This is a genomic window from Streptomyces glomeratus, assembly GCF_021462825.1.
In the GTDB taxonomy this organism is placed as follows: Bacteria; Actinomycetota; Actinomycetes; order Streptomycetales; family Streptomycetaceae; genus Streptomyces; species Streptomyces glomeratus.
Genome location: NZ_JAKEEB010000025.1, coordinates 1 through 15,715, shown reverse-complemented (window position 1 = coordinate 15,715; position 15,715 = coordinate 1). Strand labels below are relative to the sequence as shown.

Sequence of the window (15,715 nt, the reverse complement as noted above, 5' to 3'; positions counted from 1 at the left end):
GCATCGGAAGGGAAATGCGCCGACTGTGCGGCGAGTTGGTCGCGGAGCTCTCGCTCCCGGCACCGGCGGCACCCGACGACCTCTACGCCGCGCTGTGCGCGGGGATGAGCCGGCGCCGCGGCCGTCCCGTCCGGTTCCGTACGGCCGCCTTCCCGCCCGGCACCGCGAGCGGCCTCTGGCTGGACATGGCCGACCAGGACCTCGTGGTCGTCGAGGAACGCACCGCCCCCGATCACCGGTTGGTGATCCTCGGCCACGAACTGTGGCATATGAACGCCGGCCACCAGGGCCACCACGTCGAGGGGGCGACGGTCGCGGCGCGCCTGCTGAGCGACGGCGCCGACCTGGAGGCGGCCGTCCACAAGGTCGCCGCCCGTACGCACTTCGACCTCGCCGACGAGAGGGAGGCCGAGAGCTTCGGCCTGCTGCTGGCCAGCAGGTGCCGTACCTGGCTGGCCGGCTCGCCGCTGCGCGGGCCTGCGACGCGGGACGGCCTCGCGGGCCGTATCGAGGCCTCGCTCGGCTACCGCCGGCCGCAGGACCGCTGAGCGGCCCGGGGCCCCGGCAGGATGGACGGTTCCAGCTACTACATTCCCGCCACCGCGCTGGCGGTCGCCTTCGTCGTCAAGACGCCCGCGCTGATGCGGTCCTGGCGCGATCCCCTGCTGCGCTCCGTGTGCGCGCTGCTCGCCCTGGCGGGGGCGGTGTTCTTCTTCGCCGCGCCGCCGACGATCACGAAGGTCAACGCCCTCACCGGGATCGCCAATGTCTCGGCCCCGCTGGTCTACGCCCTGCTGAGCGCGTTCAGTGCGTCCTGTCTGGTCCTCGCCGTCAACTGGCGGGGCGGGCCGCCCGCCGTCACCCGCGCCCTCACCCGGCGGATCACCCTGGGTTACGGCATGGTGATCGTCGTGCTGGTCGTTCTGTTCGCCCTGGGCGACACGCCGGTGGAGCGGCTGCGGGACTTCGACACCTACTACGCCCACACCCCGTTCGCCCGCGAGATGATCATGCTCTACCTGGCGGCGATGACCGTGGCCGGCCTCGCGATGACCGTGCTGTGCTGGCGGTGGGCGCTGCAGGTCCACGACTGGCTCCGGGCCGGACTGCTGATCATCGTGACCGGCTATCTGTTCAACCTGGCCTATCTGGTGGCCAAGTTCGCGGCCGTGATCGCCCGCTGGAGCGGCGGGAACCTGGACGACCTCAGCACGTACGCGGCGCCCGTGCTCGCCTCCATCGGCGGGCAGATCAGCGCCGTGGGCTTCTGTCTTCCGCTGGCCGGCCGACGCGTCGGGGACAACTGGACCACCTGGTCGACCTACCGCCGGCTGGGACCGCTGTGGCGGGAACTGAGGCCGGTGTCCGCCCATACCGGCCGCGAGGGGCGCATCTCCTGGTGGTCGTCGGCGGAACTCCAGGTCACCCAGCGGGAGTCCGACATCCATGACGGCATGCTGAGCCTGTACCCCTACTTCGATGCCCAGGTCCGCGCCCGCGCCTACGACGCCGCCGTCGCGGCGGGCTCGGACCCGGTGGGGGCCCGGGCGGAGGCCGACGCGGCGATGGTCGCGGCGGCCCTGCGGGCCAGGGCCGGTGATCCGGAGGGCCGGGTCATCGGCGCGGCGGAGGCGGCTGCCGGACCCCAGGACGGCCCGCGTGACCTCGTAGGCATGTCCCTGGCGCTGCGCAGGTCGCCCGTCGTCGCCGCCGTCCGCGGCACGGCCGGAGTACGGCTTCCATGACGAACGTGCCCGGGGGCGCAGAAGGCATCGGTCATGCCCGGACAGTGCTCGGGCCCGCTCTCCGGGGTGCGTGCGCATCGCGACGACCACAGGCGCATGGGGGTGCCACGTGAAGACGTATCTGGATCTGCACCGCGAGTTCTCCGCCGGTATCGAGGCGGAGCTGGAGGCCGTTCTCGCCCGGACGGGCGGGTCCGCACCGGCCGTCCGCGACGCGGTCGCCCGGCTGCTGCGGCACCAGCCGATGAAGTACCCGCTGTCCGTGCTGCCACTGCTGGTGCACGGCGTGGAGACCGGATCCCCCGCACCGGCGCTGCCTCTGTCGGCCGTGCACGTGCTGTGGTGGACCTCGGCCTGCTACCTCGACGACCTGGCCGACGGCCGGCGCGCGACCCTGCCCGCCGGGCTCGGCCTGCACGAGGCGCTGCTGGCGGCCATCGTCGCGGGGCAGCTGCTCCCGCTCCGGGTTCTGGACTCGCCCCGGATCCCGGCCGCCGTCCGGCCCGCGTTGACGGCCGAACTGCTGAACTGCGGGATGACGGCCGCCGAGGGACAGATGGACGACATACGCAAGAACTCGGGGGAGGCGAGCCGCAAGGCGGTCCTCGGGGCCTACCGGGGAAAGTCCGGTGCCCCCTTCGCCATGATCACGGCCATGGCCTCGGCGCTGTCCGGGGCGGCAAACGAACGCACGCACCTCTGGCGGGAGTTCGGGCATGTCTTCGGCCTTCTGTGGCAGATCTTCAACGACTACGAGGATCTGGCCTCGGGCCGCCACGAGGACCTGCTGAACGGCACCGTGACCTATGCGCTGGCGTGCGCCCTGGAGGAGGCGTCACCCGAGGGGCGGCAGCGGATCCTGGACCTGCACGCCGAGGCACCCGCGTCCACGCAGGCCCGGTCGGCTCTCGGCGCCATCCTTCTCGGCCCGTCCGTCCTGGCCCACTGCGACAAGGACGTCGGGCGGTTCCGGGACGAGGCGTACCGCATCCTGGACGAGCTGGGCGGTGACGAGGCGTACGTGTCCGTTCTGCGCCGGCTCGTGGAGCGGACCTCCCGGCTGCGCCTGTGACACAAGGTCAGGTCGAAGCCTGTTCGAGGCGGGCCCGGCTACGCCGCCGCACGTCCTTGACGACGCGGGTCCGCAGGGCCCGGGAGAGCCGGGCCAGATCCCCCGTCGTCAGGGGCGGGCCGGGCGGTCCGAGCGTCGCCGGCCCCGGCGGGGGCTCCTCGCCGACGATGCTGTAGGTGTCGACGGCGGCGGCGATCATCGCCGCCTCGGCGATGACGTCGGCGTCCTGCGCGCCGGCTCCACGGGCGACGGCCGCGGCGTGTGCCTCGTCCCATATCCGGGGGTCGAAACGGCCCCGGCACGCCACGATACGGTCCGAGATATAGGTCTGACGTTGCGTCAGCCGCAGTCGGAACTCGGGTGTCCACCAGGGCAGGGACAGCAGGACGAGGCCGGGCGCGCCGGGAACCGCCCCGACGGTCCTGGCGAGCGGGCCGAGTTGCCAGTACCGCACGGCGTCCTCGCTGCGGCGGCCGACGAGCGGAAGGATGAAGCCGACGGCGACGAGGAGCGCGCTGGGCTGGCCCATGCTGGGTGCCACACCGGTGGCCAGGATGCCCCAGTCGTGCCCTGTCCAGCGGGCGCCGATCGCCACGAGTTTGGCCCCGTCGTAGCCCGCGTAGTGCATCAGATAGCCGAGGGCGAGGGCACGCAGGCCGATCCGCATGCTGCCGTACACATCGCGTGACCAGCGCCAGCACAGCCGGCTGCAGGTGAAGGAGGCCACGCCGTGGGCGAGGAGATACAGCAGGATCATCTCGCGGATGTAGGGCGTGCCCGCGTAGTACAGGTCGAAGTCGGTGCGTCGTTCCACCGGCGCGTCGCCGAGCGCGTACAGGCAGACGATCAGCACCCACACCAGCAGATAGAGCGCGATGATCCACTGTGACAGACGTCGGGTGTGACCCTTGTCCGGGCCGCCGCGCCAGTTCAGGACGAGCACGACCGAGGCCGCGGAGAAGCCCGTGAGCGCGCAGTAGACCAGGGGGGCGGAGAAGTTGGACACCCCGGTGGTCCGGTTGACCACGATGATCGTCTGCGGCGCGGAGGTGAACAGGACGCCCGATCCCACCAGCAGCAGGGCGCAGATCGAGGACAGCAGCCAGTCCCGGCCGCGGGCGCGGACCAGGGCGGGTAACTTCAGCAGGCAGGCCAGGAGCAGTAAGCCGCCGGCGACATAGAAGCCGAGGTTCGCCTTCATGGTGTGACGACCTCGGGCGGTGTGGTCGGACAGGGTTCCGCCTGGGCGCATAAGATCATGTCCGTCGGCTCTCCGGCCTGCCGCCCGCTCGAAGCGTGTCGGCGACGATGGGGGTGTGGACGGCCCGGGAGACCCGGACCAGGTCGCGCAGGTTGCCGTCGAGCGCGGTGGGGACGCAGGTGCCGGGCACCGGTTCGCCGGGGGTGCCGGCCCGGGTGGCGGCGACCACCATGGCGGCGGCGCCGATGGCCTCGGCTTCCGGGGCGCTCGCACCGCAGGAGATCGCCCGGTTGTAGGCCCGCTCGCGCACCCGGTCGTCGAAGCGGGGTCCCAGACGGGAGATGCCGTCGCGGATCCCGGTCTCCCGCTGGGTGAGACGGAGGTCGATGTCGCCCAGCGACCGCCAGGACAGCGGCACCCAGTACCGCCGGTCGGCGGGGTCGACCAGCAGTTTGAACAGCGGCCGGAGCCGGGCGTAGGCGGTGACGCTCTCGATGCGCGGGCCGACCAGCGGCAGGGCGTAGCCGACGGTGACGAGGGCGGCGGCGACGGCGGCCACCGCGGGCGCGAGGTCGGTGCTCAGGGTGTCCCAGTGCCGTCCCGTCCAACGGGCCACCACCGCGGCCAGTTTGACCACCCCGAAGACACCGTTGAGCAGCCAGCCCGACACCAGGAAGGCGAGGCCCCTGCCGCTCCAGCCGGTCACCTTCCGGGACCAGCGCCAGCACAGCGTCGTCGTGGTGAACGCCGCCACCAGGTGGGCCACCAGATACAGGATGATCATCTCGGCGAGGCCCGGGGTGGTGGCGTAGTAGGTGTCCAGGTCGGTCCGGCGTTCCACGGGTGCGTCGCCCATCGCGAACAGCACCCACAGGGCGACGATGACGGCGGCGTAGGCGCTCAGCCACGCGAGGGCCACGCGGCGCACGTGCACCGGATCACCGCCGCGCCAGTGGACGATCAGGACGAGGCAGGCGGCGCTGAAGGCGGTCACCACGGTGTACACCAGCGGTGCGGCGAGGTTCGGGATCCCCGTCAGGTGGTTGACGGCGGCGACGCTGGCGGGAGCGGACAGGGTGAAGGAGATCCCGGCCGCGAGCACGACCGCGCACAGCGACACCAGCGCCGGGTCAAGCCTGCTGTGCCGCAGCCTGGGAATCCTGATCGCGAGGCCGCTCCACAGGAGCAGGGCCGTCAGATAGTAGAAGCGACCGTCCACGACTCAGACCCAGAGGCCTCTGCCCAGCGAGTCCTCGATGCGTCCGGCCACCTGGCCCAGGTCGGCGCGCCAGTGGGTCCTGCGGAAGGTGCGCAGGTCGGTGCCGAGCCGCAGGCCGAACATCTCGGCCTCCGCCTCGTGCCGGTCGTCGAAGCGGGTGCGGGCTGCCACGCCCAGCTGGGGCGCGCCGAGACCGCCGAGTCTCGCATCCCGGGAGGCGAGGAGCCGGCGTACAACGTCGTCGACGGCGCCGGCCTGGAAGCTGTGCGCCCGCGCGGCGGCCCGGCCCACCGGGGTGTGGGCTCCGCAGTGCCCCTCGAACATGTGCCAGATCTCATGGCCCAGAATGACGTGCTCGTGCTCGCTGTTGGTCGTGTCGATCCGCACGGCGACGATGTCCATGTCCTCGAGATCGAGCCACAGTCCGCTCGCCGTGCCGGGCGGGAAGGCGGTCCGCTTCAGCACCACCGGACGGCCTCGCAGGCCGGTGAGGATGGTGCCGAGGGCCGCGAAGATCTCGTCGTCGTCACCCGGCGCGGCCTGGTCCAGGCGGGCGAGCAGTTCGGCGCTGAGCTCCTTCATCCTTTTCTCGCGCCTGGTCTTCACGTCGTCACTCCCCGTTCTTCGACGTCGGTGCCAGGTCGCCACAGTAGTCACTTCTCGGGGGTCCTCAACCGACCTCCGAGACAAGGGCGCGGGGTGACGGCGCGCAAGCCGGACAAACCCGTCCTGCCGACCCGTCAGAGGGCGGCAACTCGGTCACCTCCTGGCCGAGATCGGTTTCCAGGGGCGTCAGCCGGCGTGTGCACAGGCCCACTTGCGGGCGTGTGCCCGGCGGCCGGGGAGCGGTTGCGGCTCCGCTGAGCGGGCGAACCCGCCGCTTCGGCCACGGGATTGTCAGTGGCGGACGGCAAGCTGGGAGTGCGCCACCGATACGCGCGGCGACCGGCCGCGTACGGGGGCGTGCAGCGTGCACGTACCGCCGCGCGCCCTCCCGGGCCGCGCGGCCGACCCGGGGAGAGCCGACCGATGCCGACCGCCGTACTGACCGACCGCCAACGCGCCGCCGTACAGGCCTATCTGCGCCTCCTCCACACCGTACGAGCGGCCTTCGACGAACCCCCGAATCCGCTGCGACCACCCGTGGTCCCGACCGCCGCCCTGGCCGAGGCGGACCGGGCCCTGACGGAGGCGGGGCTCGCGGGCACCGAGGAGGAGTTCTTCCGCCTGTGCGGACAGTGGTGTCCCTGAGCGGCGACCCGTGGGCCGCGGCGGTCTCAGAGGTCCGCCGCGGCGCGGGACCGGTGCTGCCGCCAGGCCTCCTCGCGCAGTTCCGGGTGGAGCAGGACGTCGGCGGCGGTGCACGCGAGCGCCTCCGTGGCGGCGAGAAGCACGGTGCGGGCCCGCTCGGAGGCGGCCGCCTCGGCGAACTCGGCGGTGTGGTCGGACCCCTCCTCGCCCATGATCGCCACGAAGGGGTGGATGGCGGGAAGCCGGGCGCTGACGTTGCCGATGTCCGAGGACCCCAGGTACACACCGGCGGCAGGGGGCGTCAGCACGATCCCCTTCCCGGACAGGTGCTCGGCGAACCGCGCGGAGAGCACGTCGCTGTCGCGGAAGTGCTCGTACCGGACGGTGGCGCGCTCCACCTCCACCGTGGTGCCCGTGGCCCGGGCGACGCCCTCGGCGCACTCCCGCAGCTGCCCGGCCAGGTCCTCCAGGGCCCGGGTGGTCAGCGCCCGCAGCCCGAACCGGCCCTCCGCGTACTCGGGGACGATGTTCGTGGCCCGGCCGCCGTCGGTGACGATGCCCTGCACATGGGAGGCCTCCGGCAGACGCCGGCCGACCACGGCCAGGACGTTGAACAGTTCGACGAGCGCCGCCAGGGCGTCGATGCCCTCGGTCGGGTTGCCCGTGGGATGGGCGGCCCGTCCATGGAAGGCGACCCGGTACTGCACCTGTGCCGTCAGCGGCGCGTACCGCCAGTCGTGCACCCCCGGGTGGAACATCAGCGCCGCGTCGACGCCGTCGAACACCCCGGCCTCCACCTCGACGGCCTTGCCGCCACCGCCTTCCTCGGCCGGTGTGCCCACGGCCATCACGCATCCGTGCGCACCGCCGAGCACCGTGTGCAGAGCCAGCGCCGCTCCCAGGCCCGCGGCCGCGATGAGGTTGTGCCCGCAGGCGTGGCCGAGGCCGGGCAGGGCGTCGTACTCCAGAAGCAGCGCGACCGAGGGGCGGCCGTCGCCCGAACGCGCGGCGAACGCGGTCGGCATCCCCGCCACCCCGCGCTCGACCGTGAAGCCCTCACGCGCCAGCGCGCCCGTCAGCAGCCCGGCCGCCCGGTGTTCGGCGAAGGCGTACTCGGGATCGGCGTGCAGTGCGAGGGCGGCCTCCCACACCAGGCGGGCCCGCTCGGCCACCGCCCCGCGCAGCTCCTCGTGAACGTCCTCGGGTGTGCGGGTCACATGGCCTCCTCAGCCTCCGGGTGCGGTGCCCCGTGAGCGCGGGTTCCACCGTCCGGGACCGCGACACCCCGGAGTTTCGAATGTCCCGCCGGTGGAACCCGACGGCCGCCGGGACGGGCCGCCGGAGCGGACCCGGGACGACGGCTCGAACGCCGACCTGAAGGGAAGCAGATGGATCACTCACGGGTTCCCGTACTGGAGGCGCTGCAGGAGTTCCGGCGCCGAGGGGACGTGGCCTACGGTCCTCCGGGCCACAAGCAGGGCCGTGGGGCCGATCCGCGGGTCGCGGACATCGTGGGGCTCGACGTCTTCCGTTCGGACGTGCTGTCCCTCAACGGACTGGACGACCGCCGCCAGTCGCAGGGCGTGCTCGCCCAGGCGCAGGAACTGATGGCGGACGCGGTCGGCGCCGATCGGGCGTTCTTCTCCACCTGCGGCAGTTCCCTCTCGGTGAAGACCGCCATGATCTCCGTGGCCGGCCCCGGCGAGAAGCTGCTGGTGTCGCGCAACGCCCACAAGTCCGTGGTCGCGGCCCTCGTGGTCAACGGGGTGGTGCCGATCTGGGTGCATCCGAAGTTCGACACGGAGCGGCACCTCGCCCACCCGCCGGAGCCGGACGACGTACGCCGTCGTCTCGAGGAGCACCCGGATGCCAAGGGCATGCTGCTGATCACGCCGACCGACTGGGGCACCTGCGCGGACATCCGGGGCGTGGCCCGGGTGTGTCACGCCTTCGACGTCCCGCTGATCGTGGACGAGGCCTGGGGCGCCCACCTTCCGTTCCACCCCGCTCTTCCCTCCTGGGGCATGGACGCCGAAGCCGACCTGGTGGTGACCAGCGTCCACAAGATGGGCGCGGCCGTCGAGCAGAGTTCCGTCTTCCATCTCCAGTACGACCGGGTGTCGCCGGACGTCCTCAAGCAGCGGGAGGACCTCCTCGGCACCACCAGTGCCTCGTCCCTGGTGTACGCCACCCTCGACGGCTGGCGACGCCAGATGGTCGAGCAGGGACACGGACTTCTGGAGTCCGCGCTGCACCGCGCGGAGCGGATCCGGGCCGTGGCCGGTGAGCTGCCGGGTCTGCGGCCCATGGGCTCCGAGGTCGTCGAGGCGGGGCTCGCCGCCGAGTTCGACCCTCTGAAGATCGTGATCGATGTGCGGGAGCTCGGCGTGAGCGGAATGCAGGCCGCCGAGTGGCTGCGTGCCCACCGTCACGTCGATGTCGGCGGCTCGGACAGCTGCCGCATCAGCGCCTCGATCACACACGCCGACGACGACGAGACCGAGAAGATCCTGCTGGACGCCCTGCGCGCGCTGGCCGAGAACGCCGACGGTATCGAGCGGCAGACGCCGGTGCACCTGCCGGAGCCCTCGGTGCTGGAACTGGAGCAGGCCATCACGCCGCGCAAGGCGTTCTTCGGACCGGCCGAGAACGTGCCCGCCGAGCGGGCGGCAGGACGGATCGCCGCCGAGACGATCAGCCCGTACCCGCCGGGCGTCCCCGTGGTGGCCCCCGGGGAAGTGATCACCATGGAGGTCCTCGACTATCTGCGCAGCGGTGTCGCCCACGGCGTGCTGATCCCCGACGCGGCGGATCCCACGCTGGAGACGCTGCGTGTGGTGGCGACGCGCTGACGGCGTCGTGGGGCCCCGTTTGGGCGGGCCTGCTCGCGGAACCTGTTCTCCGCATCCCCTGGGTCGAACGGGGCGGCGGCGGGCGTGGCGCGCGTCCTGACAGCGGCGGGCCCGCCCTCCGCGGGGGCGGGTCGCGGCGGCGCGGGGAGGGAAGGGTCGGCCATGACAACGGTCGGTGTGGAAGAGGAGTACCTGCTGATCGATCCGGGCACCTGTCGGCTGGCGGCGCGCGGAGAGAAGGTGCGGGCCGCGGCCGGTCTCGCGCCGTTCGTCGCCGACGACGAGGTTCAGCCGGAGCTTCTGCAGGCGCAGGTCGAGGTGGCCACCCCGGTGTGCGCCACGCTGGAGGAGGTCGGCGGGCATCTGCTGCGTCTGCGGCATGCCGTGGCGGGGGCGGCGGAGGCATGCGGCTGCCGGCTCGTGGCCAGCGGTACGCCGCCGCTGGCGGAGGGCCTGCCGGCACCTGTCACCGACAAGGCCCGCTACCGGGAGATTCAGCGGCAGGCCCCCCAGCTGGTGGCCGAGCAGATGGTCAACGGCATGCATGTGCATGTCGCCGTGCCCGGCCGGCAGGCGGGCGTCGAGGTGCTCAACCGCATCCGTATGTGGCTGCCGACGCTGACGGCGATGTCGGCGAACTCCCCGCTGTGGGAGGGGCACGACACGGGATTCGCGAGCTGGCGCACTCTCATCTTCGACCGCTGGCCGGTCAGTGGCGTCCCCCCGTACTTCGCCGACGAGGCGGACTACGAGCGGCGGGTGCGACGGCTGCTGTCGGCGGGGGTGATCGGCGACACCGGGCAGCTGTACTGGCAGGCCCGGCTGTCCGACCACTACCCCACGGTGGAGGTCCGCTGCCTGGACGTCCAGCTGCGCGCGGACGACGCCGTGATGTTCGCGGGGCTGATCCGCGCCCTCGCCGACACCGCCATGCGCGATGCCGCGGCGTGCGGCTCGGCGCCCGAGGGCGACATGGAGTTCCTGCAGGCGGCGATGTGGCAGGCCGCCCGCTACGGGCTGAGCGGGGATCTGATCGACATCGGCGGCGGGCGCCACCGTGCCGGCGAAGTGGTGTACGGACTCCTGGAGCACATCGAGCCCGCCCTGGAGGCGTACGGGGATACCCGGGAGGTGACGTCGCTGGTCCGGCGCCTGCTGGAGCGGGGCACGGGCGCGGAGCTCCAGCGCACGGCGCTGGCCGCCGGGGGCCTGGAAGCCGTCACCGCCATGATCGTGGACGCCCTGGTCGCGCCCTAGGTCCGGACGTCGAACTCCCGTCGTCCGCCCGGAGGGTGGGGCCCCGCGGCGGCGTGGGGCCCTCCCGCTCGAGTGGAGCCGAGAGTGGGGGAGCGTGCATGGCGTCGCGGGGCAGGCGGGAGTCTGACGACAGGGCCCGGCGCTCAGACGTGCCCGGCGCCCTGGGGGCGGGGTACGGCGATGGCCGTTGCGGCCAGCCCCCGCTCCGCCGTCCACCGGCCGTCGAACGTCTCCACCGGGTGGCCGTCGATCACCGGTCCCGGGACCAGCAGCCGCGCCCGGAAGCGCCCCGGCACACCGGGGGCGGCCCCGGGGTCGATCTCTATGTCGGCCTGCTGGAAGTCGAGCCACTTGCCGGTCAGGGGGAACCACGCCTTGTAGACGGACTCCTTGGCGCTGAACAGCAGCCGGTCCCAGTGGACGGACGGGTGACTGTGGGCGAGGGCCCGCAGCCGCGTCTGCTCGGTGGGCAGCGCGACCGCGTCCAGGACCCCCTCCGGCAGCCGGTCGTGCGGTTCCGCGTCGATGCCGAGCGAGACCAGGTCGCCGATGTGCACCAGCGCGGCGGCACAGTAGCCCTCGCAGTGCGTGATGCTGCCGATCAGCCCGTCCGGCCAGCGCGGTGCGCCGCGCTCGCCGGGCAGGACGGGACCCGGTGGCACTCCGAGCTTCTCCATGGCCTGCCGCGCGCAGGCCCGTGCGGCCCGGAACTCCCGGCGCCGCTTCTCGACCGCCCGCGCCACGACCGCCTCCTCCTCCGGGTAGAGGGGGACGCCGTCGCCGAGCGCGTCACGGCCGTGTGCCTCCACGACCGCGACCGACCCCGGGAGCAGCTCCTCGATCACCTGCTGGGACCTCCATCGGCAGTATGCGGCGCAGCCTTCCGGGCGGTGCCGCGCGGGGGCGCCATTCGCGGGGGTAGCCCACCGACACCTCTTCGAAGCGAACGCCGTCGTGGTGGGTGGTGCGCGGAATGTGCAGATGCCCGTAGACCATGCAGGCGACCCGGAAACGGCGGTGCCATTCGGCGGTGAGCCGGGTGCCGCACCACATGGCGAACTCGGGATGACGCAGGATGTCGGTGGGGTGCCGATCCAGGGGGTAGTGGTTCACCAGCACGGTGGGAAGATCGTCGGGGATCTCCCCGAGCCTGCGTTCGGTCTCGGCCACCCGGGCGTGGCACCAGGCCTCGCGGCTCGGATAGGGGTCGGGGTGCAGCAGATACTCGTCGGTGCACACGATCCCGGTGCCGTGCGCGTACTGAAGCCCCTGCTCCTTGGTCGTGCAGCCCTGCGGCAGGAACGAGTAGTCGTAGAGCAGGAAGAGCGGCGCCACGGCAACCGGGCCGCCCGGCCCCTCCCAGACGGGGTAGGGGTCCTCGGGCGTGGTCACCCCCAGTTCCCGGCACATGGCGACCAGGTGCGCGTAGCGCTCGACGCCCCGCAGGGTCACGGTGTCCCTGTGGTGGGTCCACAACTCATGGTTGCCCGGTGCCCAGATCACCTTGCGGAAGCGGCCGGCCAGCAGTTCCAGGGCCCATCGGATGTCGGCGACGGTCTCGGCCACGTCACCGGCCACGAGGAGCCAGTCCTCGTCCGTGGTGGGCCGCATGCGCTCGACGAGAGCGCGGTTCTCCGGATATCCGATGTGCAGATCGCTGATGGCGAGCAGCTGTCCACGGCCGTCCGTCGACTCCACCCTCGCCCCTTTCGAGAACCGAACACGACCACAAGAACACATGGGGCCGCCGACGGACAAGAGCGACCCGCGAGGGGTGCCCGGGCGCCCCGGAAAACGGCCGGTTTCCTTCTGTCCACTGCCCGATCGTCCGGGAAACGGCCGGTCTCCGCCGGCCCCGGTAAGCGGGGGAATCCGTAATACGCACGTAGCCCGGGGAGGGTCCGGGAGGCCCTATGATCGGCCCAACACATCCGCCACGGACGCCTTTGCGCGTACGGCGGTTCGGTGTACCTCCCCCTCCCCTGGCCGGGCACGGCCTGCTCCGCCCTGCCCGCGAACCCTGAAAGGCGGCTTGCATGGTCTCTCGCGTACGCGTCTGGCTCAACCGCACGTACGCGGAGAACGTGTTCTTCATGGATCAGCTGCGGAGGAATCCCAGCGACCGGGCCGTCGAGATCCACGCCACGCACGGCGACCCCGACTCGCCCGTCCTGGCCGCGGCGGACACCGCCGACCTCGAGCCGGAGGGCCTGTCTCCGGCGGCGTACGTGGAGTACGCCCTCGATCAGTGCGTGCGCCGCGGCATCGATGTGTTCGTGCCCCGGCTGCACCAGCAGGCGATCGTCGAGCACCGCGCCGAGTTCGAGGCGGCCGGTACGGCGCTGCTGGCGCCGCCCGCGCAGGCCGTCGCGGTGTTCCGGGACAAGGTGACGGCATATCAGGCCGTGCAGGCGATCGGCATCCCGGTGCCGCCGTGGTGGCGGGTCACGAACGAGGACGAACTGATCGCCGCCGTCGAGGAGTTGGAGGCCGGGGGCCACAAGGCATGTTTCAAGCCGGCGTCGGGTGCGGGCGGGGTGGGCTTCCGTGTGATCACGCGTGCCCCCTTCTCGATGGTGCATCTGAGCGGTTTCCCGGGGCCTCATGTGCCTCTGGACCTGGTCGTCCGGGCGGTGCGGGAGGCCGGGGAGCCCGTCGACTGGCTGGTGATGCCACGCCTGGAGCAGCCGGAGGTGTCGGTCGACTGTCTGACCGGACCCGACCATCGGATCCGTATGGCGGTGGGCCGCACCAAGAACGGCCGCCGCCGGGGCTTCACGCTGCACGAGCAGTGGCTGCAGCCGGCCAGACGCCTGGCGGAGGGCTTCGGGCTGCTCCACCTCTCCAACATCCAGTTCCGGATGTACGGCGGCGAGCCGGTGCTCCTCGATGTCAACACGCGCCCGGCGGGCGGGCTGCACCAGCTGTCGCTGTGTGGCGTCAATGCCCCCTGGGCGGCGGTGCAGTTGGCGCTCGGGGAAGATCCGGGCGAGGTGGTGCCACCGTTCCTGGGCACCGACTACACGGTGGTGTCGGGGCCGCGGCCGGTTCGCTCCGTTTCGCTGCCGCAGCAGTGTGCCGGCGAGCCGGGGCAGGCGCCGGTCGCGCCGGCGGCGCCGGTCGGCTCGGTCGAGGTCGGCACGGCGCAGGCCCTGCCCCTGTAGGGGGCGTCCCTTCTCCCACGGACACCGGTCTGGACCAATTCCCGCCCAGCCCTTGACACCGGGATTGGTCCATACCAACTTGGTTGCGCACCCTTCCGCACCTCCCCTGCACTCCCGAACCCCCCTTCGCCTTCAGGGAGATCACGTGCGCACACTCCTCAGACGTTCCAGACGTGCCTTCTTCGCCCTCGTCGGCTCCGCCGCCCTGGCGCTGGGCGGGGCGGTCGCCCTCCCCGGCACCGCCCAGGCGGCCAACACCCTGTCCAACCCCGGTTTCGAATCGGGCAGCCTCTCCCCCTGGTCCTGCACCGGCAACCTCGGCTCGGTCGTCTCCAGCCCCGTCCACGGCGGCTCCAAGGCCCTCGCGGGCGCGGCCAGTTCGAGCGACAACGCACAGTGCACCCAGACCGTCTCGGTCCAGCCGAACACGACGTACACCCTCGGCGGCTGGGTCCGCGGCAGCTACGTCTACCTCGGCGTGAACGGCGGCGCCTCGACCTGGACGACGTCCCCGTCGGCGTACAGCCAACTCACCGTCTCCTTCACGACGGGCGCCTCGCAGACCAGCGCCACGATCTACGTCCACGGCTGGTACGCGCAGGGCACGTACTACGCCGACGACCTCAGCCTGGACGGGCCCGGCGGCGGTGGCGGCTCCGACACCCAGGCGCCGACCACGCCCACCGGGCTGACCTCCACCGGCAAGACCTCCTCGAGCGTGTCGCTGAAGTGGAACGCCTCGACGGACAACGTCGGCGTGACCGCGTACGACATCTACAGCGGCGCCGGCCAGGTGCTGAGCGTCTCCGGCACGTCCGCGACGGTCGGCGGTCTCTCACCCAGCACCGGCTACACCTTCACGGTGAAGGCGCGGGACGCGGCCGGGAACACCTCCGGGGCCTCCAACTCCGTGACGGTGACGACGGACGCGGGCAGCGGCGGCGGCTCCGGCTTCAAGCAGGCGGCGCCGTATCTGTACGAAGGCTGGGGCGACCCGCCGAGCCCGACCACGGTGATGAGCGCGACCGGCATCAAGTGGTTCACGATGGCGTTCGTACTCGACTCGGGCGGCTGCACCCCCGCCTGGGACGGCAACCGCGCACTGACCGGCGGAGTCGACCAGACCGCCATCAACCAGATCCGCTCCGCGGGCGGTGACATCGTCCCGTCCTTCGGCGGCTGGCAGGGCAGCAAGCTCGGCGCCAACTGCTCCTCCGCGAGCGCGCTCGCCGGGGCTCTGCAGAAGGTGATCGACGCCTACTCCCTGAAGGCGATCGACATGGACATCGAGAACACGGACGAGTTCGAGAACGAGGCCGTGCAGGCGAGGATCCTGACCGCCCTGAAGACGGTCAAGGCCAACAACCCCGGACTGAAGACCATCGTCACCTTCGGCACCTCGACGACCGGCCCGACCTACTACGGAAACCGGCTCATCGAGCAGGCCCAGTCGCTCGGCGCCGGCATCGACGTGTTCACCATCATGCCGTTCGACTTCGGCGGCGGCTCGGACATGTACGGCAACACGGTGAACGCGGCCGAAGGGCTGAAGGCCAAGCTGAAGTCGACCTTCGGCTGGGACGACGCCACGGCCTACTCGCACATCGGCATCTCCGGCATGAACGGCCTGTCCGACCAGCAGGAGAACACCACCCCGGCGATCTGGACCCAGATCCGCGACTGGGCGAACTCGCACCACATCGCCCGGCTCGCGTTCTGGGCCGTCAACCGGGACCGGCCCTGCCCGGGAGGCGGCGTGGTGAGCAACTGCTCCGGCATCAGCCAGAGCACCTGGCAGTTCACGTCCACCACCGCCGGCTTCACCGGCTGAGCGCCGGCGTGGGGGGGGCCCGGGGGGCCCCCCCCCCCCCGGGGGGGGACCGCGGGGGGGGGGGTTTTAAAAAAAGGCGCGGCGGCCCCGTTGGTGTTGTTTTTTTTGGGGGGGGGGGCGGGA

General features: G+C 72.0%; 14 protein-coding genes. 8 read left to right on the top strand and 6 right to left on the bottom strand.

Going from position 1 to position 15,715, the window contains the following annotated elements; translation table 11 throughout:
- Positions 1 to 14 precede the first annotated feature (14 nt).
- The 3 genes from LZ604_RS24860 (at position 15) to LZ604_RS24850 (ending at position 2,817) form a co-directional block, all read left to right on the top strand.
- A complete protein-coding gene (locus tag LZ604_RS24860) occupies positions 15 to 548 on the top strand; it encodes a toxin-antitoxin system, toxin component (RefSeq protein WP_234517750.1) in 534 nt (177 codons plus the stop codon).
- Between the two features lie 21 nt (positions 549 to 569).
- A complete protein-coding gene (locus LZ604_RS24855) occupies positions 570 to 1,745 on the top strand; it encodes an MAB_1171c family putative transporter (protein ID WP_234517683.1) in 1,176 nt (391 codons plus the stop codon).
- Positions 1,746 to 1,854: 109 nt separating this feature from the next.
- Positions 1,855 to 2,817, top strand: a complete 963-nt coding sequence (locus tag LZ604_RS24850) for a polyprenyl synthetase family protein (RefSeq protein WP_234517682.1) — start codon at positions 1,855 to 1,857, stop codon at positions 2,815 to 2,817.
- A 7-nt stretch (positions 2,818 to 2,824) separates the two neighbouring features.
- Here LZ604_RS24850 and LZ604_RS24845 read toward each other — a convergent pair whose 3' ends face one another.
- The 3 genes from LZ604_RS24845 to LZ604_RS24835 are packed head-to-tail and all read right to left on the bottom strand — an operon-like array spanning position 2,825 to position 5,843.
- On the bottom strand, positions 2,825 to 4,018 hold the full coding sequence (locus LZ604_RS24845) for a DUF6545 domain-containing protein (RefSeq protein ID WP_234517681.1): 1,194 nt from the start codon (positions 4,016 to 4,018) through the stop codon (positions 2,825 to 2,827).
- A gap of 55 nt (positions 4,019 to 4,073) precedes the next feature.
- On the bottom strand, positions 4,074 to 5,237 hold the full coding sequence (locus LZ604_RS24840) for an MAB_1171c family putative transporter (protein WP_234517680.1): 1,164 nt from the start codon (positions 5,235 to 5,237) through the stop codon (positions 4,074 to 4,076).
- A 3-nt stretch (positions 5,238 to 5,240) separates the two neighbouring features.
- A complete protein-coding gene (locus LZ604_RS24835) occupies positions 5,241 to 5,843 on the bottom strand; it encodes a toxin-antitoxin system, toxin component (RefSeq protein WP_234517679.1) in 603 nt (200 codons plus the stop codon).
- Between the two features lie 423 nt (positions 5,844 to 6,266).
- Between LZ604_RS24835 and LZ604_RS24830 the strand changes: the two genes are divergently transcribed.
- Positions 6,267 to 6,488, top strand: coding sequence for a hypothetical protein (locus LZ604_RS24830; protein WP_234517678.1), 222 nt, complete (start codon positions 6,267 to 6,269; stop codon positions 6,486 to 6,488).
- A gap of 26 nt (positions 6,489 to 6,514) precedes the next feature.
- On the opposite strand, the gene LZ604_RS24825 is transcribed toward LZ604_RS24830, so the two are convergent.
- Complete coding sequence (locus tag LZ604_RS24825) at positions 6,515 to 7,705, bottom strand: amidohydrolase (protein WP_234517677.1); 1,191 nt, start codon at positions 7,703 to 7,705, stop codon at positions 6,515 to 6,517.
- 171 nt (positions 7,706 to 7,876) lie between these two features.
- Here LZ604_RS24825 and LZ604_RS24820 point away from each other — a divergent pair, with 171 nt between their 5' ends.
- Together LZ604_RS24820 and LZ604_RS24815 are read left to right on the top strand one after the other, a co-directional pair.
- A complete protein-coding gene (locus LZ604_RS24820) occupies positions 7,877 to 9,340 on the top strand; it encodes an aminotransferase class I/II-fold pyridoxal phosphate-dependent enzyme (protein WP_234517676.1) in 1,464 nt (487 codons plus the stop codon).
- 162 nt (positions 9,341 to 9,502) lie between these two features.
- The gene (locus LZ604_RS24815; RefSeq protein WP_234517675.1) at positions 9,503 to 10,597 is read left to right on the top strand and encodes a carboxylate-amine ligase; all 1,095 of its coding nucleotides are present in this window, start codon (positions 9,503 to 9,505) and stop codon (positions 10,595 to 10,597) included.
- A 143-nt stretch (positions 10,598 to 10,740) separates the two neighbouring features.
- Here the strand turns inward: LZ604_RS24815 and LZ604_RS24810 are convergent, their stop codons facing one another.
- Positions 10,741 to 11,442 (bottom strand): 4'-phosphopantetheinyl transferase family protein, encoded by a 702-nt coding sequence (locus LZ604_RS24810; RefSeq protein ID WP_234517674.1) that lies wholly within the window; start codon positions 11,440 to 11,442, stop codon positions 10,741 to 10,743.
- On the bottom strand, positions 11,387 to 12,295 hold the full coding sequence (locus LZ604_RS24805; protein ID WP_234517673.1) for a metallophosphoesterase family protein: 909 nt from the start codon (positions 12,293 to 12,295) through the stop codon (positions 11,387 to 11,389). The genes LZ604_RS24810 and LZ604_RS24805 overlap by 56 nt, the downstream gene beginning before the upstream one ends.
- A gap of 338 nt (positions 12,296 to 12,633) precedes the next feature.
- On the opposite strand from LZ604_RS24805, the gene LZ604_RS24800 reads away from it, so the two are divergent.
- Positions 12,634 to 13,761, top strand: a complete 1,128-nt coding sequence (locus LZ604_RS24800; protein WP_234517672.1) for an ATP-grasp domain-containing protein — start codon at positions 12,634 to 12,636, stop codon at positions 13,759 to 13,761.
- Positions 13,762 to 13,906: 145 nt separating this feature from the next.
- Positions 13,907 to 15,592, top strand: coding sequence for a carbohydrate binding domain-containing protein (locus tag LZ604_RS24795; RefSeq protein WP_234517671.1), 1,686 nt, complete (start codon positions 13,907 to 13,909; stop codon positions 15,590 to 15,592).
- Positions 15,593 to 15,715: the final 123 nt, after the last annotated feature.

What these genes read in the sequence shown, in the direction of transcription:
- LZ604_RS24860 (WP_234517750.1), top strand. Translation starts at nt 15, where the DNA reads ATGCGCCGACTGTGCGGCGAGTTGGTCGCGGAGCTCTCGCTCCCGGCA.
- LZ604_RS24855 (WP_234517683.1), top strand. Translation starts at nt 570, where the DNA reads ATGGACGGTTCCAGCTACTACATTCCCGCCACCGCGCTGGCGGTCGCC.
- LZ604_RS24845 (WP_234517681.1), bottom strand. Translation starts at nt 4,018, where the DNA reads ATGAAGGCGAACCTCGGCTTCTATGTCGCCGGCGGCTTACTGCTCCTG.
- LZ604_RS24830 (WP_234517678.1), top strand. Translation starts at nt 6,267, where the DNA reads ATGCCGACCGCCGTACTGACCGACCGCCAACGCGCCGCCGTACAGGCC.
- LZ604_RS24820 (WP_234517676.1), top strand. Translation starts at nt 7,877, where the DNA reads ATGGATCACTCACGGGTTCCCGTACTGGAGGCGCTGCAGGAGTTCCGG.
- LZ604_RS24815 (WP_234517675.1), top strand. Translation starts at nt 9,503, where the DNA reads ATGACAACGGTCGGTGTGGAAGAGGAGTACCTGCTGATCGATCCGGGC.
- LZ604_RS24800 (WP_234517672.1), top strand. Translation starts at nt 12,634, where the DNA reads ATGGTCTCTCGCGTACGCGTCTGGCTCAACCGCACGTACGCGGAGAAC.